17 protein-coding genes are annotated in these 15092 nt (G+C 73.3%); 5 read left to right on the plus strand and 12 right to left on the minus strand.

Translation table 11 applies throughout. The annotated features are described in order from the left end of the window. Window positions 1–47: 47 nt before the first annotated feature. Window positions 48–458: a hypothetical protein gene (locus AB0I29_RS18155; RefSeq protein WP_357483974.1), complete on the plus strand. Its 411-nt coding sequence runs from the start codon at window positions 48–50 to the stop codon at window positions 456–458. Between the two features lie 23 nt (window positions 459–481). Here the strand turns inward: AB0I29_RS18155 and AB0I29_RS18160 are convergent, their stop codons facing one another. The 3 genes from AB0I29_RS18160 to AB0I29_RS18170 all read right to left on the minus strand — a co-directional run bounded on the left by AB0I29_RS18160 (window position 482) and on the right by AB0I29_RS18170 (window position 3908). Beyond that, window positions 482–1432 (minus strand): DUF1177 domain-containing protein, encoded by a 951-nt coding sequence (locus AB0I29_RS18160; RefSeq protein WP_357483977.1) that lies wholly within the window; start codon window positions 1430–1432, stop codon window positions 482–484. 134 nt (window positions 1433–1566) lie between these two features. After that, complete coding sequence (locus tag AB0I29_RS18165) at window positions 1567–2268, minus strand: AroM family protein (RefSeq protein ID WP_285104904.1); 702 nt, start codon at window positions 2266–2268, stop codon at window positions 1567–1569. Continuing rightward, window positions 2265–3908, minus strand: a complete 1644-nt coding sequence (locus AB0I29_RS18170; protein WP_357483981.1) for an OPT/YSL family transporter — start codon at window positions 3906–3908, stop codon at window positions 2265–2267. The genes AB0I29_RS18165 and AB0I29_RS18170 overlap by 4 nt, the downstream gene beginning before the upstream one ends. Before the next feature lie 176 nt (window positions 3909–4084). On the opposite strand from AB0I29_RS18170, the gene AB0I29_RS18175 reads away from it, so the two are divergent. Further along, window positions 4085–4957 carry an IclR family transcriptional regulator gene (locus tag AB0I29_RS18175; protein ID WP_285104907.1) on the plus strand — a complete coding sequence of 291 codons (873 nt, stop codon included), beginning with the start codon at window positions 4085–4087 and terminating at the stop codon, window positions 4955–4957. A 46-nt stretch (window positions 4958–5003) separates the two neighbouring features. Beyond that, window positions 5004–5747, plus strand: coding sequence for a dipeptidase PepE (pepE, locus tag AB0I29_RS18180; RefSeq protein ID WP_357483985.1), 744 nt, complete (start codon window positions 5004–5006; stop codon window positions 5745–5747). Between the two features lie 34 nt (window positions 5748–5781). Here pepE and AB0I29_RS18185 read toward each other — a convergent pair whose 3' ends face one another. The 5 genes from AB0I29_RS18185 to AB0I29_RS18205 form a co-directional block, all read right to left on the minus strand. Further along, window positions 5782–6837: an ATP-binding cassette domain-containing protein gene (locus tag AB0I29_RS18185; protein WP_357483988.1), complete on the minus strand. Its 1056-nt coding sequence runs from the start codon at window positions 6835–6837 to the stop codon at window positions 5782–5784. After that, on the minus strand, window positions 6834–7625 hold the full coding sequence (locus AB0I29_RS18190) for an ABC transporter permease (RefSeq protein ID WP_285104911.1): 792 nt from the start codon (window positions 7623–7625) through the stop codon (window positions 6834–6836). Before AB0I29_RS18190 ends, AB0I29_RS18185 begins: the two co-directional genes overlap by 4 nt. Before the next feature lies 1 nt (window position 7626). Further along, entirely contained in the window at window positions 7627–8421 is a 795-nt protein-coding gene (gene modA / locus AB0I29_RS18195; RefSeq protein ID WP_357483992.1) for a molybdate ABC transporter substrate-binding protein, read from the minus strand. Continuing rightward, window positions 8418–8822, minus strand: coding sequence for a TOBE domain-containing protein (locus tag AB0I29_RS18200; protein ID WP_357483995.1), 405 nt, complete (start codon window positions 8820–8822; stop codon window positions 8418–8420). Before AB0I29_RS18200 ends, modA begins: the two co-directional genes overlap by 4 nt. Before the next feature lie 82 nt (window positions 8823–8904). Next, a complete protein-coding gene (locus AB0I29_RS18205; RefSeq protein WP_357483998.1) occupies window positions 8905–9420 on the minus strand; it encodes a CGNR zinc finger domain-containing protein in 516 nt (171 codons plus the stop codon). A gap of 84 nt (window positions 9421–9504) precedes the next feature. On the opposite strand from AB0I29_RS18205, the gene AB0I29_RS18210 reads away from it, so the two are divergent. Continuing rightward, complete coding sequence (locus AB0I29_RS18210) at window positions 9505–10374, plus strand: alpha/beta hydrolase (protein WP_357484000.1); 870 nt, start codon at window positions 9505–9507, stop codon at window positions 10372–10374. Between the two features lie 30 nt (window positions 10375–10404). Here AB0I29_RS18210 and AB0I29_RS18215 read toward each other — a convergent pair whose 3' ends face one another. Together AB0I29_RS18215 and AB0I29_RS18220 are read right to left on the minus strand one after the other, a co-directional pair. Beyond that, a complete protein-coding gene (locus AB0I29_RS18215) occupies window positions 10405–11250 on the minus strand; it encodes an MBL fold metallo-hydrolase (RefSeq protein ID WP_285104919.1) in 846 nt (281 codons plus the stop codon). A 178-nt stretch (window positions 11251–11428) separates the two neighbouring features. Then, window positions 11429–12460, minus strand: a complete 1032-nt coding sequence (locus AB0I29_RS18220; protein WP_357484004.1) for an oxidoreductase — start codon at window positions 12458–12460, stop codon at window positions 11429–11431. A gap of 68 nt (window positions 12461–12528) precedes the next feature. Between AB0I29_RS18220 and AB0I29_RS18225 the strand changes: the two genes are divergently transcribed. Then, the gene (locus AB0I29_RS18225) at window positions 12529–12897 is read left to right on the plus strand and encodes a MerR family transcriptional regulator (RefSeq protein ID WP_285104920.1); all 369 of its coding nucleotides are present in this window, start codon (window positions 12529–12531) and stop codon (window positions 12895–12897) included. Here AB0I29_RS18225 and AB0I29_RS18230 read toward each other — a convergent pair. Together AB0I29_RS18230 and AB0I29_RS18235 are read right to left on the minus strand one after the other, a co-directional pair. Then, a complete protein-coding gene (locus tag AB0I29_RS18230; protein WP_357484007.1) occupies window positions 12894–13850 on the minus strand; it encodes an FAD-dependent oxidoreductase in 957 nt (318 codons plus the stop codon). The genes AB0I29_RS18225 and AB0I29_RS18230 overlap by 4 nt on opposite strands. Before the next feature lie 343 nt (window positions 13851–14193). Then, window positions 14194–14997, minus strand: coding sequence for a maleylpyruvate isomerase family mycothiol-dependent enzyme (locus AB0I29_RS18235; protein ID WP_357484010.1), 804 nt, complete (start codon window positions 14995–14997; stop codon window positions 14194–14196). Window positions 14998–15092: the final 95 nt, after the last annotated feature.

A 15092-nucleotide genomic window follows, 5' to 3' on the forward strand; every position in this document is an offset into this window, starting at 1 on the left:
CGGGATGTCACAGCACTTCTGTGACCAGTTGTTGGCAGAGTGAAGAGATGACGACACGGAGACCTTCTCTCGCCCTCACCATGCTCGCCCTCGTCGTGCTGACCGTCGCGGCCTGGTGGATCTTCCTGGGCCGGGACACCGTCCGGGACGTCGACCCCGCGACGGGGGCCGTCACCGGACCCTACGAGGCTCCCCAGGTGGTCGCCTGCGCGCTCGTGCTCGTCGCACTGGTGGTGGTCGGCGCGCTGACCGTCCCCGCGTGGGTCGCGGTGCTCGCCGTGGCCCTGCCGTTCACGGTCGCGTGGACGGTGCAGGCGGCGTCGGACGACGACTCCGGGCTCTGGGCCGTCGGCGCGCTGCTGGTGCTGGTGGGCACCCTCGCCGGCGGCGCGGTCGTCGCCGCCGTCACGCGGGCCGTGGCACGCGGCCGGGCGTCCCGGGGCGCGACCGCGCCCTAGGCCGGTCGCGCGCCGCGCCTGCGTCAGACGACGGCCGCGGCGCCCACCGTCCGCAGCCCGGCCATGCTCCCGTACAGCTCCTGCAGCCGAGCCACCTCGTCGGCGTCGGCGAACTGCGCGATCCCGCGCCCGAAGTCCTTGGCGGTCTCGATCGCGAAGCGGACGGCGGTCTCGACGTCGTGCAGGTCGGTGGCGCCCGTGGCGGAGCCCGCCACGGCCGTCTCGGTGACGATCGCCAGGCCGACGACCGGCACCGCGGTGGCCGTGGCGGGCTGCACGATCGAGTTCACGTGGAACAGGCCGTTCCCGTAGGGCGTGATGTCCTGCATCGTGATCGGCATGACGGCCGGTGCACGGCCGGTGGTGCGGCTCGCGACGTCGAGCAGCGTCTCGGAGACCCGCACGATCCAGCCGTCGACGATCGTGGGCGTGATCGCGATGCCCTTGTGGTTGCAGACGCGGTTGCCCTTGGTGGTGTCGACGGACAGGATCGCGTCCATCTCGTCCAGCACCTCGTGCCGGTTGCTCGTCTCCTGGTCCACGGCCGAGCTCATGAACGGCACCGGGTCGTGCGGCTGGGTGGGCGCGTCCGGGTCCACGTGCGTCGCGACGATCACGTCGCCGGGCAGGTGCTCGCCGCGGGTCCGCATCGCGGTCAGCTTGGCGGCGACGGTGAGCGCGGTCAGGGCGCCGTCGCCGTCGCTCACGAACCCGATCTGCTCAGGACGCGCGCCCAGGCCGCCGAGGCGGCCGAGCACGCCGAGCGTCGGGGCGCCGCCGCCGGCGCGCTTGCCGTCGGTCCCCGGGATCACGACGCGGACGAAGTCGGTGGTGCCACCGGGCCCGTCCACGACCTCGACCTCGATGGTGTCGGGCGCCGCCCCGAGGCTCGCGAGGTGCTCGGCCACGGCGGCGCCGCGCACGGCAGGGTCGTCGAGCAGGTCGAAGACGGCGATGAGATGGCTCCAGGACATGGGTGTGCCTCCTAGTGGGGTGGTTGGTCCGGGTGTGGGGGGTGGGTGCGCGGGGCCGGGTCAGTCCGGCACGGGCCGGCCGAGCGCCGCGCCCGCCGCGGCGAGGACCGCGTCGACCACGGGGACATCGAGCCTCATGCGCCGAGCACCTCCGCGGCCAGCCGCGCGGCGACCGACCGGGCGACCACGACGGGCAGGCCGCTCGCCTCGGCCACGACGTCGCGCATCGCGGCGGTGTAGCCGAAGCAGTCCAGGGCGATCACCTCCGCGCCGTCGTCGGCCAGCCGTACGGCGGCCGCGCGCAGCGCGGGCTCGCCCTCGGTGTACGGCGAGCTCGCCGCCACGGTGACGCGGGTACCCGCTCCCAGGACCCGGGAGAACTTGCGGACGGTGTCCTGCGCCTGCTCCGCGAGAGGCGCGACGACGCCCACCGTGCCGCCGTCGCCCGCGAACGCCGCGACGGCGTGCGCGATGATGCGGTCCGGCACGAACAGCGGCTTGCTGTGCGCGAGGGCCGGGAACGGCCCGGTGCAGGCCAGGAGCACCGCGTCGACCTCGCGCTCCAGGTCGGCGATCAGGGCGGGCAGCCGCCGCAGCACGGCGGCCTCGCCGATGACGGCGGACCCTCCGCCGGCGAGCCGGGTGGTCAGCACGTGGTCGCCGGGCTCGGGCGCGAAGGACGCGACCTGCTCCGGGGAGCATCCGTCGAGCACGCCGCGCTCGACGAGCGTGACGCCGGGCAGCAGCGGGGCGAGCTCGGGTGTCAGGTCGACGCGGGGCGTCTGCCCGATGGTGACGACGCCGAGCCGGGTCGGCCGTGCGGGGCGCGCCGTCATCGCCAGATCATCCTTCCGACCGAGTACAGGGAGTCGCCGGCGATCAGGCCCGCCCCGACCAGCGCGGTCTCGCGCTCGCCCTCCTCGCCGCGCACGCGGCGCCACACCAGGCGGGCGACGAGGGCGACGAGCACGAGCCAGCCGGCGTTCGGCGTGGCCACCAGCAGGCCGGTGGCCAGGAGCACCCCGAGCTGGCGGCTTGGTCCGCCGACGAGCTGCACGACGGCGCCGGGAACGGCCCAGACGAGCAGGTTGACCAGCACGGCGGGGTCGGTGATCCCGGCCTGGATGGTGTCCACGTAGACCTTCGCGGTGGGCGGCACCTGGCCGCTCTCGAACAGGCTGGGCCAGACCAGCGCGACGATGCCGATGGCCACGACGAAGCCGAGGATCGACGCCTTGAGCTGCTCGCGGCGGCCGTCCAGCTCGAACGCCGTGTACGGGCGGCGGTCGCGGCGCAGCAGCCAGCCCGCCTTGAAGTCGTAGCCCATGTCGGCGAACGCGGGGCCCGTCGAGGCGCAGTAACCCACCAGGAGGGCGAGCGGGACCGTCGGGAACTGCAGCACCAGGCCGAGGATCAGGAAGATCAGCGTCACGGCGAAGGCCGGGAACCAGCCGGCGTGCATGGCGGCCAGGCCCACGATGAGCTCGTGCACGATGGCGGCCACGGCCGCGAAGAGCGCGAACCCGAGGATGCCCCACCACGGCAGCTCGACCCAGACGCCACCGGCGATCGCCAGCACGACGGCGCCCAGGAGGAACATCACGAACCCGGACCCGAGCGCGCTGCGCAGCGTGCGCTCGCTCACCGTCGGCACCAGCGACGGGTCGTCCTTGGCGGCCTCCTGGAGCGCGGCCTCCTTCTCCACGGCCCGTCGGGACGGCCGGCCGAAGAGCATGACGCCGATCTGGGCGAGCGCCACGAGGCCCGCGCCGATCATCACTCCGTGCGGCACGTAGAAGGCGTTGAGGTCCAGGCCGGTCAGCGCCGGCACGTACTGCGCCACCAGCAGGCCGACGGCGAACATCAGCAGCGCCCAGACGTTGCCGATCATCGCGATGCCGGCCGCGGACATCGGCAGGCCGAGGAACGACGCGCCGAACCCGACGATCCCGCCGCCCACGAGCAGGGCCGCCTGCTTGCCGCCCCTGTCCCCGGCGCGGATCGTCTCCGCTGCGGCAACACCCGGCGGCCAGGCCGCGTCGGCGGGCAGGAACCGCGAGCCGTACGCGCGGTAGAGCACGTACACGTCGATCGCCAGGCCGAGGCTCGCGCCGAGCAGCATCGGCCACACGAGGTCGGGCCGCCCGAACAGGAACGGGATGGCCATCGGCGTCAGCAGCGAGTTGGCCGCGGCGAAGGTCGCACCCGAGATCGCCGACTGCACCAGGTTCTGGCGGTTCACGTCGCGCATCCGGTGCAGCCCGGCGAACCCGATGCGGCCGATCAGCATCGCGACGACGGCGCCGATGACGCTGGTGTTCGGGGAGACGCCGAGCGTCGTGATCATGTGGATGCCGATGACCGCGCCGACGACGCTCATCGCGAGGGTGATGATCGCCGTGCGCGGCTCGAACGCCCGCGGGTGCCGCGCAGTCGCCACGGCCTGCGCGGGATCGCTGACGGGTGAAGCTGCCATGGGGTGAGCCCCTTCGAGGAGTGGTGCTGCGGACGGCGCGGTGGCCGCCCGGTGGAGGACGTTGCCGAGCACCGTGCGCCACGACGGCCCCCACCGACAACCAGGTCCCACTATCTGGGAGTTACATTCATATTTCGGGCCGTCGGTTACGATGCGGTCGACCGAGAGGAGCGACCGTGCCACCAGCAGAGACACCCGATCCCGCGACGTCCGGACCGACACCACCGGCGCCGGAGAGCAGCTCCCCGCTGCAGACCGTCGACCGCGCTCTCCAGGTGCTGCTCTCGTACAGCGAGACGCGCACGGAATGGGGCGTCTTCGAGCTGGCGGAGGAGTTCGGCATCACCAAGTCGACCAGCCAGCGCCTGCTCGCCGCGCTGGCGGCGCAGGGCTTCCTGGCCGCCGACCCCTACACGCGCCGCTACCGGCTCGGCCCCGCGATGTGGCGCATGGCCGCGCTCTGGGAGCGCGGCGGCGGGCTCGCCCGGCTCGCCGAGCAGGTCCTGGCGGAGCTCGCCGCGACGACCGGCCGCACGGCCTCCTTCACGATCCCGGACGGGTTCCACGTGCGCTGCATCGCCGCCGTCGACGGCGAGCACGGGCCCGTCCGCTCGCACCCCCTGGTCGGCGACCTCTACCCGGCCCACGCGGGCGCGACGTCGCGCGCCTACTTCGCGTTCCTCGACCCGCTCGCGCGGCGGAACATGCTCAGCGGGCGGCCGTTCGCCCGATACACCGAGCTCACCGAGGTGGACGAGGCCGGCCTGGACCGCCTCTTCGACGAGACCTACCGCGCCGGCTGGGCCTGGTCGGACGGCGAGTACGACTCGACGACCCGCGCCATCGCGGCGCCCGTGCTGATCGGCTCCAACCCGGTCGGATCGATCTCCGTGGTCGAGCCCAAGGTGTTCGAGTACGACGACGACCTGCGCGAGCAGGTGCCCGCGCTGCTCGACGCCGCGAAGCAGCTCGCCGGCCTGCTGCACCGCCCGCCCACCCCGGCCCAGCGCGACTGGCGGCGCGGCCGGTCGCGCACCGCGCGCCCCTGAGCCCGACGACTGCCAGAGAACCCCACCACCACGAGGTAGGACACCCATGCGACTGCTGCTCCTGTCGAACTCCACGAACCACTCCGCCGGCTACCTCGAGCACGCGCTCGACACCGTGCTGACCTTTCTCGACGGCGCCGCCCTCACGTTCGTCCCCTACGCCCTGGCGGACCACGACGCCTACACCGCGAAGGTCGCGGCGGCGCTGACGCCGCACGGCACGCGCGTGACCGGGCTGCACGAGGCCGCCGACCCGCGGGCCGAGATCGAGCGGGCCGAGGCCGTGTTCGTGGGCGGCGGCAACACGTTCCGCCTGCTCGACACCCTGCAGCGCCTCCACGTGCTGGCCCCGCTCGCGGCCCGGGTCCGCGCGGGCCTGCCCTACATGGGCACGAGCGCGGGCACCAACATCGCCGGGCCGACCATCCGCACCACGAACGACATGCCGATCACGCAGCCTGCGTCGTTCGAGGCCCTGGGCCTCGTGCCGTTCCAGCTCAACCCGCACTTCCTCGACGCCGACCCGGGCAGCACGCACCGCGGCGAGACCCGCGAGCAGCGGCTGGCGGAGTTCCTGGAGGTCAACGACGTACCCGTGCTCGGCCTGCGGGAGGGCACCTGGCTCTCGGTCCAGGACGATGCCGCCCGCATCGGCGGGACCGCCGTCGGCGCCGCGGCGCCGGGCCCCGCCGTGGTGTTCACGCGCGGCGCCGCACCCCGCGAGGTGAGCGGGGACGTGAGCGAGCTGCTCGGCACCACGCCCCGGTTCGACGCGCCCACGGCGGCCTGACCGAGGCGCGGGCCGCGGCGCGGGCCGGCAGCCCTCAAGTGGCGTAGACCGCGATCTCGGTCGCCTTGACCACGAAGTAGGCCGCTGACCCCGGGGCGAGGTCGAGCTCGGCGGCCGCCTGGGGCGTGACGTCGGCGCTGAGCTCCTCGGTGCGCACCCGGATCTGGCCGCCCTGCGGCTCCAGGTGCGTGATCGTCACCCGGAGCGCGTTGCGCGGGCTGCCGCCGGGGTCGTCGAGGAACACCGACACGGCGCGGGGCGGGAACACCGCCACCGCGGGGTCGCCCGTACGGGGCACGGGACCGTCGGGCTGCCCCTCGATCCGGAGGCCGGCCGGGGTCAGCACGGCGCCGTCCCGCCAGGTCCCGGTGATCATGTTCAGCCCGGCGATCTGCGCGGTGAACCGGCTGCGGGGCTGGGCGAGCACCTGGGCGGTCTCCCCCTGGTCGACGATCCTGCCGTCCTCGATGACGGCGACCTCGTCGGCGAGCAGCAGGGCGTCCAGGGCGTCGTGGGTGACCAGCAGGACGGTGCGGTCGGCCAGCACCCGGCGCAGGGTCTGGCGCAGGGCCGGGGTCACGGCGACGTCGAGGGCGGCCATCGGCTCGTCCAGCAGCAGCAGCCGCGGGTCGGCGGCCAGGGCCCGGGCCACGGCCGCGCGCTGCGCCTGCCCGCCGGACACCTGGGCGGGGCGCCGGTCGGCCAGCTCGGCGATGCCGACCTCGCCCAGCCAGTGGCGGGCGACCGTCCGGGACCCGGCCCGGCCCGCGCCGCGGCTGCGCGGTCCGAACGCGACGTTGTCCAGCAGGCTCAGGTGCGGGAAGAGCAGGGGCTCCTGCGCCAGCAGCGAGACCTGCCGGTCGTGCGGGGCGACCAGGACGTCCCGCTCGTCGTGACCGGTGACGGTCAGGGGACGCCCGTCCAGCACGACCCGGCCGGTGTCGGGGCGCAGCAGCCCGGCGGCCACGGCCAGGGCGGTGGACTTCCCGGCGCCGTTCGGGCCCAGCAGCGCGAGGGTCCGGCCGGGGGCGATGTCGAAGGTGAGGTCGACGCCCCGGTCGGCCACGGCGGCGTCGTAGTGGAACGTCACAGGCTGCTCCTGCCCTGCCGGGCGAACCCGATGACCAGGATCGCGACCACCACGAGGACCAGCGAGAGGGCCACGGCCGCCTGGGCGTCGGTCTCCCGGCGCAGGTAGATCTCCAGCGGGAGGGTGCGGGTGACGCCTTGCAGGCTGCCGGCGAAGGTGATGGTGGCCCCGAACTCGCCCAGCGACCGGGCGAACGCCAGCACGGCGCCCGAGACCAGGCCGGGCAGCACGAGCGGCAGCGTGACGCGCCGGAACACGGTGGTCGGACGGGCGCCCAGCGTGGCGGCCACGACCTCGTACCTCTGCCCGGCGGTGCGCAGCGCACCCTCGAGGCTGACCACGAGAAAGGGTAGGGCGACGAACGTCTGCGCCAGCACGACCGCGGTGGTGGAGAACGCGACCTGGATACCGAGCACCTCGAACGTCTCGCCGAGCAGCCCGCGCCGCCCGAACGTGTACAGCAGCGCGATGCCGCCGACCACGGGCGGCAGCACCAGGGGCAGCAGCACGAGGGACCGCAGCACGCCCTGCCCGCGAAAGGTCGTGCGGGCCAGGACCAGCGCCATGGGAACGCCGAACAGGACGCACAGCAGGGTGCTGGTGCCGGAGGTGCGCAGGCTCAGCAGCAACGCCTCGACGGAGGCCGGCGAGACGAGCAGGTCGAGGAACCGGCTCCACGGCGTGCGCAGCACGATCGCCGCCAGCGGGAGCAGCACGAAGGCCGCTCCCGCCGCGGCGGGGACGAAGATCCAGGCCGGGACGCCGACCCGGCCGGACGGGGCCGCCATGTCACGGGGCCGGCGCGAACCCGGCGTCCCGCAGGACGGTCTGCCCGCCCTCGGCCAGGACGAGGTCGACGAACTCCTGGGCCAGGTCGGCGTTCGCACTGTCCGCGACGGGCGCGATCGGGTAGACGTTCACCGCGGCGGCCGCCTCGGGGAACTCGATGCCCTCGACCTCGTCGCCCGCGCCGATCACGTCGGTCACGTACACCAGCCCGGCGTCGGCCTCACCGGTGGTGACCTTGGCGAGCACGTCGGTCACCGACTGCTCCTCGCTCACCGGGGCGAGCTCCACGCCCGCCGACTCGGTGACCTTCTGGGTGGCGGCGCCGCACGGCACCTCCGGGGCGCAGACGACGAGGTTGAGGTCACCGGCCAGGTCGTCGAGGTCCGCGACCCCGGCGGGGTTGCCCGGGGGCACCGCGATCTCCAGGGTGTTGGACGCGAACGCGACCGGCTCGGCGCCCTCCAGCCCGTCCGCGGTCAGCTTCTCCATGTTGGCCTCGTCCGCCGAGGCGAACACGTCGGCCGGGGCACCCTCCTGGATCTGCGCCACCAGGTCCGAGGAGCCCGCGAAGCTGAACTCGACCTGCACACCTGCGTGCGCCTGCTCGAACTCGTCGCCGATCTGCTCGAACGTCGCGGTCAGCGACGCCGCCGCGTACACGGTCAGGGTCGTCTCCTCGGCAGCGGCAGCGGCACCGTCCGTCGCGCCGGTGTCACCCGACCCGCCGGACCCGCAGCCGGCCACCGCGGCGGCCAGCAGCAGTGCGGCGGTCGTGATCGAGAGCGTTCGCCTCATGACTCTCCCTTGGCTGCCTCCACGATCACCGTCGTGGACTTGATGACGGCCACCGCGACCGAGCCCAGCTCCAGGCCCAGGTCGCGTACCGCCTCGCTGCTCATGAGGGACACCACGCGGAACGGCCCGCACTGGAGCTCGACCTGGGCCATCACCGCATCCGTCCGGATGTCGGTGACCAGGCCCACGAACCGGTTGCGCGCCGAGCTCGCGGTCCCGCCGGGCGGGCCGGGCAGGGTGGCCTGCTGGCGCGCGACCAGGGCCACCTCGTACCCGTCCACGACCTTGCGGCCCGACTCGTCGTTGGTCGCGGTCAGCAGGCCCTTGTCGACCCACCGGCGCACGGTGTCGTCGCTCACCCCCAGGTAGGTGGCGGCATCCCGGATCCTCATGTGCGGCACGCCGACGATCCTAGTGCCGAGAAGTCGGACGCGGGAACACCTTCCGGTCACGATCTGCGGAGGACAGCCGGGCCTGCCAACCCTACTGCTCGGCGACGCGCGTGCGCTGGTAGTGGCGCCGAGCCTTGAACCGGTTGCCACAGAGGGCCATCGAGCACCAGCGAGCGGTGTTCGCGTTGCTGCGGTCGAGCAGGAAACGGCGGCACTCGGGATTCGCGCACGGCCGCAGCCGGCCCGGGTCGCGCTCTCCGATCGCCACCCAGGCGAGCAGCGCGCGTGCCGCGAGCCGCTCCTCCGCGGACGCCTGCAGCTCCCAGCGGACCGCGCCGTCGCGCACCCGGGGACGCAGCACGATCCGCTCGACGTCGTCCGCCAGCGCCTGCGGCCCGGAGCCGTCGCGGACGGCGCGCTCGATCACGTCCCGGACGCGCCGGAGCGCCACGGTCTCCTCGGCGGACCCAGCCCCGTCGCGCGCCGTGGCCCAGCTCATCGCGGCCCGTCGGTCCGCGAGCTCGTCGACCCGCTCGCCGTCGACCACGGGTGTCGTGTTCAGCAGGTCCAGCAGCAGGTTCTCGTCGTCCCGGGTGACCAGGTCCATCCCTAACCTCCTTAGTCGGTGTTGACAGGTTAGCACCCGCGGTGCTGTCATAACCAGACAACACCAACTGAGAGGGTTAGCATCATGGCGGCCATCCACCACCGGTTCACCGACGTCGACGGTCACCGGATCTTCTACCGCGAGGCCGGACCGGCGGACGCACCCACGGTCGTCCTGCTGCACGGGTACCCGACGAGCTCGCACATGTTCCGCGCCCTGATCCCCCGGCTCGCCGAGGACTACCACGTCGTGGCGCCCGACCACCTCGGCTTCGGACTGTCGGACGCACCTGGCGCCGACGAGTTCGACTACACGTTCGACGCGCTAGCGCGGATCACGGCCGGGCTGCTGTCGAACCTGGGTGTCACCCGGTACGCGATCTACGTCCAGGACTACGGCGCGCCGATCGGCTGGCGTCTCGCACTGGCCGACCCGACCGCGATCACGGCGATCATCAGCCAGAACGGCAACGCCTACGAGGAGGGGTTCGTCGAGAGCTTCTGGACGGACGTGTGGGCGTGGGGGCAGGAGCAGAACGAGCGGACGGAGCCCGGCGTGCGCTTCGCGCTCAGCCGGGAGGCGATCCGGTGGCAGTACCTGCACGGCGTGCCCGACCCCACGCTGGTGGATCCCGGCACCTGGGAGCACGACCTCGCGCTGGTGTCCCGCCCGGGCAACGACCTGGTCCAGCTCCAGCTCTTCCGCGACTACACCACGAACCGGCCCCTGTACCCCGAGGTGCAGAAGTACTTCCGCGACTCCCAGGTCCCGCTGCTGGCCGTGTGGGGACGGAACGACGAGATCTTCGGCCCCGCCGGCGCCCAGGCCTTCGCCAGGGACCTGCCCGGCGCACGGATCGCCCTGCTGGACGGCGGGCACTTCCTGCTCGAGTCCGCCCTCGACGAGACCTCCGCCCTGATCCGCGAGTTCCTCGGGACGGCTCTGGCCCGGTAACGCCCGGCCGGCCGGGGTCGGGCGAGCGGCTCACGCCATGGCCGCTCGCGCGCTGCTCCACAGGGCGCCGGGATTCGCACGGCGCGGATGGAGCGAGAGCATGCGGTCGTACACGTCCTCCGGGGTGCGGGACACCTCGACGACGGCGTCGAAGGCGCGCAGGTACTCCGCGGTCTGCGCCAGGACCGCCGGACGGTCCGGTGCGTCCGGCTTCTTGTGGCCCGCGACGACCGCCACCGGATCGAGCCCGGCCAGTCGTTCCGCGGCCCGGGCCCACTGCTCGCGCGTGGCGGCGGTGGTCTCGGCGGTGTGCAGGTGCGTGTCGTTGTAGGCCACGTCCCCGGCCACGACGAGGCGGAGGTCGGGCACCCACAGCGCGGTCGTGTCCCGGGTGTCCGTGAAGCCCGTCTCGACGACCTCCAGCCGGTGCCCCTCGAGCGTGAGGTGGTCGCCGTCGAGAGCAGTCGGGTAGGCGATCTGCGGGATCTGGCCCGGGAAGAGCCTCCCCCAGGCTCCGTCGCGCGCCTCCGCCCGGCCTCGGCCGAGCGCCTCCCTGGCCGTCCCCGCGGAGGCGACCGCCCGGGCGCCCGGGAAGGCGTCCAGGAGCTGCCGGAGCCCGAAGAAGTGGTCACCGTGCCCGTGGGTGACGAAGACATGGGTCAGGTCACGGCCGAAGGACCTGACCCACTCGACCAGCTCGGCGTTCTGGTCGACGGAGAGATACGTGTCGACCAGGACGGCGTCGTGGTCGCCGAGGATCAGCGTGGCGGAGTTCGCGACCCACCGGAGGTCCTCGGGACCGTGCGGCAGGTCCCGCGTGAGCCCCGGCCGCGTCGCGGTGCGCACGGCGTAGTCGAGGCCGGTTCCACCTGACATCCCGGTTCCCTCCGTCGGGTGCGGACGACCGATACCCCCAGCATCGGCGCACGGGTCCGACGGCGCATCCCCGCCGCCTTCCCACCCGAGGTGGGCCGGGCGAGAGCGCCCGGTCCCACGGGCGGTGCGGTCCAGCCGGCCGCACCGCCCCGTGGCTCAGGTCGCCGGGGTTCGCCGGTCAGACGTCCGGCCACCGGATGCCGGTGATCTCCTCGGAGCGCTCCCAGAGCCGCTGCCCGAGGGCAGGGTCCTGTGCGTCGGGCGAGAGCGTCGCACGGTGCGGGTATCCGGAGCGTCCGCCCCTGCCGTCCGGGCCGACGTAGGCGCCGGCCTCCAGACCGGTCTCGGTCGCGGCGAAGAGCTGCGGGAGCGCCCCCATCTCCGCGCCCTGCCCGAAGAGGTTGCCGGACAGACGCATGGCCACACCCGCCGGCCCGCTTCCCTTCCGCTGCATGGGCGTGTTGCTGTACCCCGGGTGGGCGAGAACGCTCGTGATCGGCCGCGGCGACGTGCGCTCGCGTCGAGCAAGCTCTACTCCGAAGACGGCGTTGGCCAGCTTGGATGCCGAGTAGGCGGCGAGCGGCGTGTAGGGCCGACGCACCCAGGCAAGGTCGTCCAGGTCGAGCGTGCCCCGCTCGTGCATGTACGAGGTCACGGTGACGACCCTGGGCGCGGACGCGCGCCGCAACGCCGGCTCCAGCAGCGCCGTCAGTGCGAAGTGGCCGAAGTGGTTGGCCATCAGGTGCGTCTCCGAGCCCTGCGGCGTGACGGCGTGCCCGGCCGACGCGATCCCTGCGTTGTTGATGAGGACGTCGACGGCGGCCTCCTCGGCGATCCGGTCGGCGGCCCGTCGGATCGAGCCCAGGTCCAGGAGATCGACCTGGCGCACCTCGACCTGCGCGCCGGGATGCGCGTGACGCAACGACGACGCGACCGCCTCTCCACGCGCGACGTCGCGCACCGCCAGCAGCACCCGGCCTCCGCGCGCGGCCAGCTCCTGCGCCGTGACCAGACCCAGTCCGCTGGTGGCCCCGGTGACCACGAACGTCCGCCCTTCCTGGCTCGGCATCCGGTCAGCCGTCCAGCCGGGTACTTCCGACCTGCTGCATCTCGTCATAGGACTCATGACGTCGTCATCCTCATCGTCGTCGTGACATGCGGCCGGGATCGACCGACCGCTCAGGAACTGGAAAACCGTAAACATTCTCATTAATGTCAGGGTCAAGCAGCAGGGGGCGGCACGATCGTCCAGGTCATGACAGAACAGGCGAGGTGCTGGTGAAGATCGGAGAACTGGCTGCCCGGACAGGGGTGACCCCACGGCTGCTGCGCTACTACGAGCAGGTCGGCATCCTGCACCCGTTCAGGTCGAGCAACGGGTACAGGACGTACGGGGAACCCGCCGTCGAACGCGTGCTGCAGATCCGCGAGCTCCTGGAAGCCGGGTTCACGACCGAGATGATCCGGGAGGTCCTGCCGTGCCTGGCGGACTCGGATCACCGGGCCCTCGGCGACTGCCCGGTCGTCGCGGACCTGGACGGACTCCGGCACCAGCTGGGCAGCATCGAACGGCGCATCGACACGCTGCAGCGCAACCGTCAGGCGATCAAGGCCTACCTGCGCGCGTGGGAAGACGCCGGCGCCTAGCCCCGGAGGAGATCTCCGAGGAGGGTCGCGACCCGCTCGGCGGTGCCCCACGACAGCGTCACGCCGGCCCCGCCGTGGCCGTACGCGGCCACCACCGGGACCGCGTGGCCCGGCACCGCCTCGATGCGGAGCGTCGGCCGCGCGGGCCGGAGCCCGGCGGCGTGCCCGAGGACCGGCAGCCCCGCGAGCTCGGGGACCAGCCGCGTCGCCCGGGCGAGCATCGCGGCCGCCACGTCGGCGTGGACGGTGGCGTCGGACGAGCCCTCGACGGCGACCCCGCCGACCACGACGTCGGCGTTCCGGGGAAAGACGTACGTGAGCCCGTCCGGGTTGTCGTCGTCGGTGATCCAGTCGGTGAGGCCCGGGTTCGCCAGCCGCACGACCTGCCCGCGCACCGGGACCACGGAGCTGTCGTCGCCCAGGAGCTCGCCGGAGCGGAGCCCGGCGGCGACCACCACCGCGTCGGCGGAACCGGTCAGCTCCGCGACGGCGGTGACCGTCCGGCGCTCGAACGCGACCCCGAGACTCTCGAGCCGCCGCACGAGCCAGGGCAGGTACTCCGGGACCGTGATGAACGGGACGGCGACCCGGACACCGGACAGGACCCCTGGAGGGAGCAGGTCCGGCGGCACCGCGGCCGCGTCGGGGAACAGGCGCGCCCAGGACCGGTCCGGGTCCGCCGTCCGCTCCAGGACGGTTCCCGGGCGCCGCGCCACCCCGGCCTCCGGCACGGCGAGCAGCTCCTCGAACCGGGCGAGGGAGCGTTCGAGCAGCAGGTCCGCGGCAGCAGACTGCTCGCTCCGGTACGGGAACCACAGCGCGGCGGACACCGCGGAGACGGTGTCGGCCGTGTCCGCGTCGGCCACGACCCGCACCTGGTGACCCGCCCGCGCGAGCTCGTGCGCGGCCGAGAGCCCGACGACTCCCGCGCCGACGACGATCACCTGAGGCATTCCCGTCTCCTTCTCTTCCCGCGAGCCATCCCCGCAGGGCGACGAGGGCCGCCGACCAGGTCTGACAACCGGTCGGCGGCCTCGGTCGAGCAGGCTCAGCCGGACTGCGGCGGAACGTCTCCTGTAACGGAGGAGTTCGCTTCGCGAACCCGCGCAGCGCGGTCTGTTGTTGTTGCTTGCTGGCCCGGCGACCTGCAGAAACCGCAATGTTCCGCGGTTTCTCGCCTGGACGAGGCAACTGTCGCATGCCCACCGATCGAGGGCAACCATGGGCACCGGCGGGCAGCGCCGGCCGCTGCGCTCATCGCTGTCGCAGCACTGTTCCGCCGTGGGCTGCTCGTCGTCAGTCGGCGATGTGGGCGGTGTTCTCGAGCCAGTGCCGGATGAGGTCGGCGTCGCCGTCGACCCTGACGCCGGTGGTCTCGACGTCGGTGAGCGGGATCCGCCGCGTCAGGGTGAGCAGCAGCGATCCCGCGGTGCCGGTCACCGTCACGTCGGCCCGCCCGGTTCCGGCCCTCCAGGCCGCCCCGTCGGGGCGCCGCTCCACGAACCAGGCACCCGCGCCGTCGGCGGTGTCGGTGGCCAGCCACTGCAGGGTCTGCCCGGTGCCCCGGATCGCGTGGGCAGACCCGGGCCGCTGCGTCTCCCACGTGGGCGAGGTGAGCATCGCGAGGTGATGGCTGACGAGCTCGGCCGCGACGTCGGCGTCGATGTCGTCCGCCTGTCCCGCCGCGTTCGCCGCGTCGAAGCCGTGGACGACCGTCTCGTTGAGGACGTTGGACAACCAGAACCGCGCTCCGGACCGGTCGTCGCCCGCGGCGTTGAGCACCGGCACGTCCAGCGCGCCGTCCGAGAACGCGTTCGCCACCCGGTCCGCCGATCCCGACAGCCACGTCACCCACTGGCCGGGGTCGGCGGGAGCGGCGGCTGTCCCGGTGGGCAGCTGCGCGAAGTCGGTGACGCGGTCCTCGATGATCTGCGCGGTCCAGTGCTGGGTCTGGCCCACGTGCTCGACCAGGTCGGCGATCGTCCACTCCGGGGTGGTCGGCACGACGGCGACGGGCCCGGCCGCGGCAGCGGACTCCCCCAGGCGTCGCGTGTGCTCGATGATCGCTCGCCGGGCGTGCTCCGCGTTCAGCTCGGACACTGGACTTCCTTCCCACGGGTTCGTCGTGCAGTCCCACGACAATGACCGCGCCCGGGCACTCCCACCACCAGATTCGGCCTGAACCGAACGTACGC

This window comes from Promicromonospora sp. NPDC050262, from assembly GCF_040655935.1.
Classification (GTDB): domain Bacteria; phylum Actinomycetota; class Actinomycetes; order Actinomycetales; family Cellulomonadaceae; genus Promicromonospora.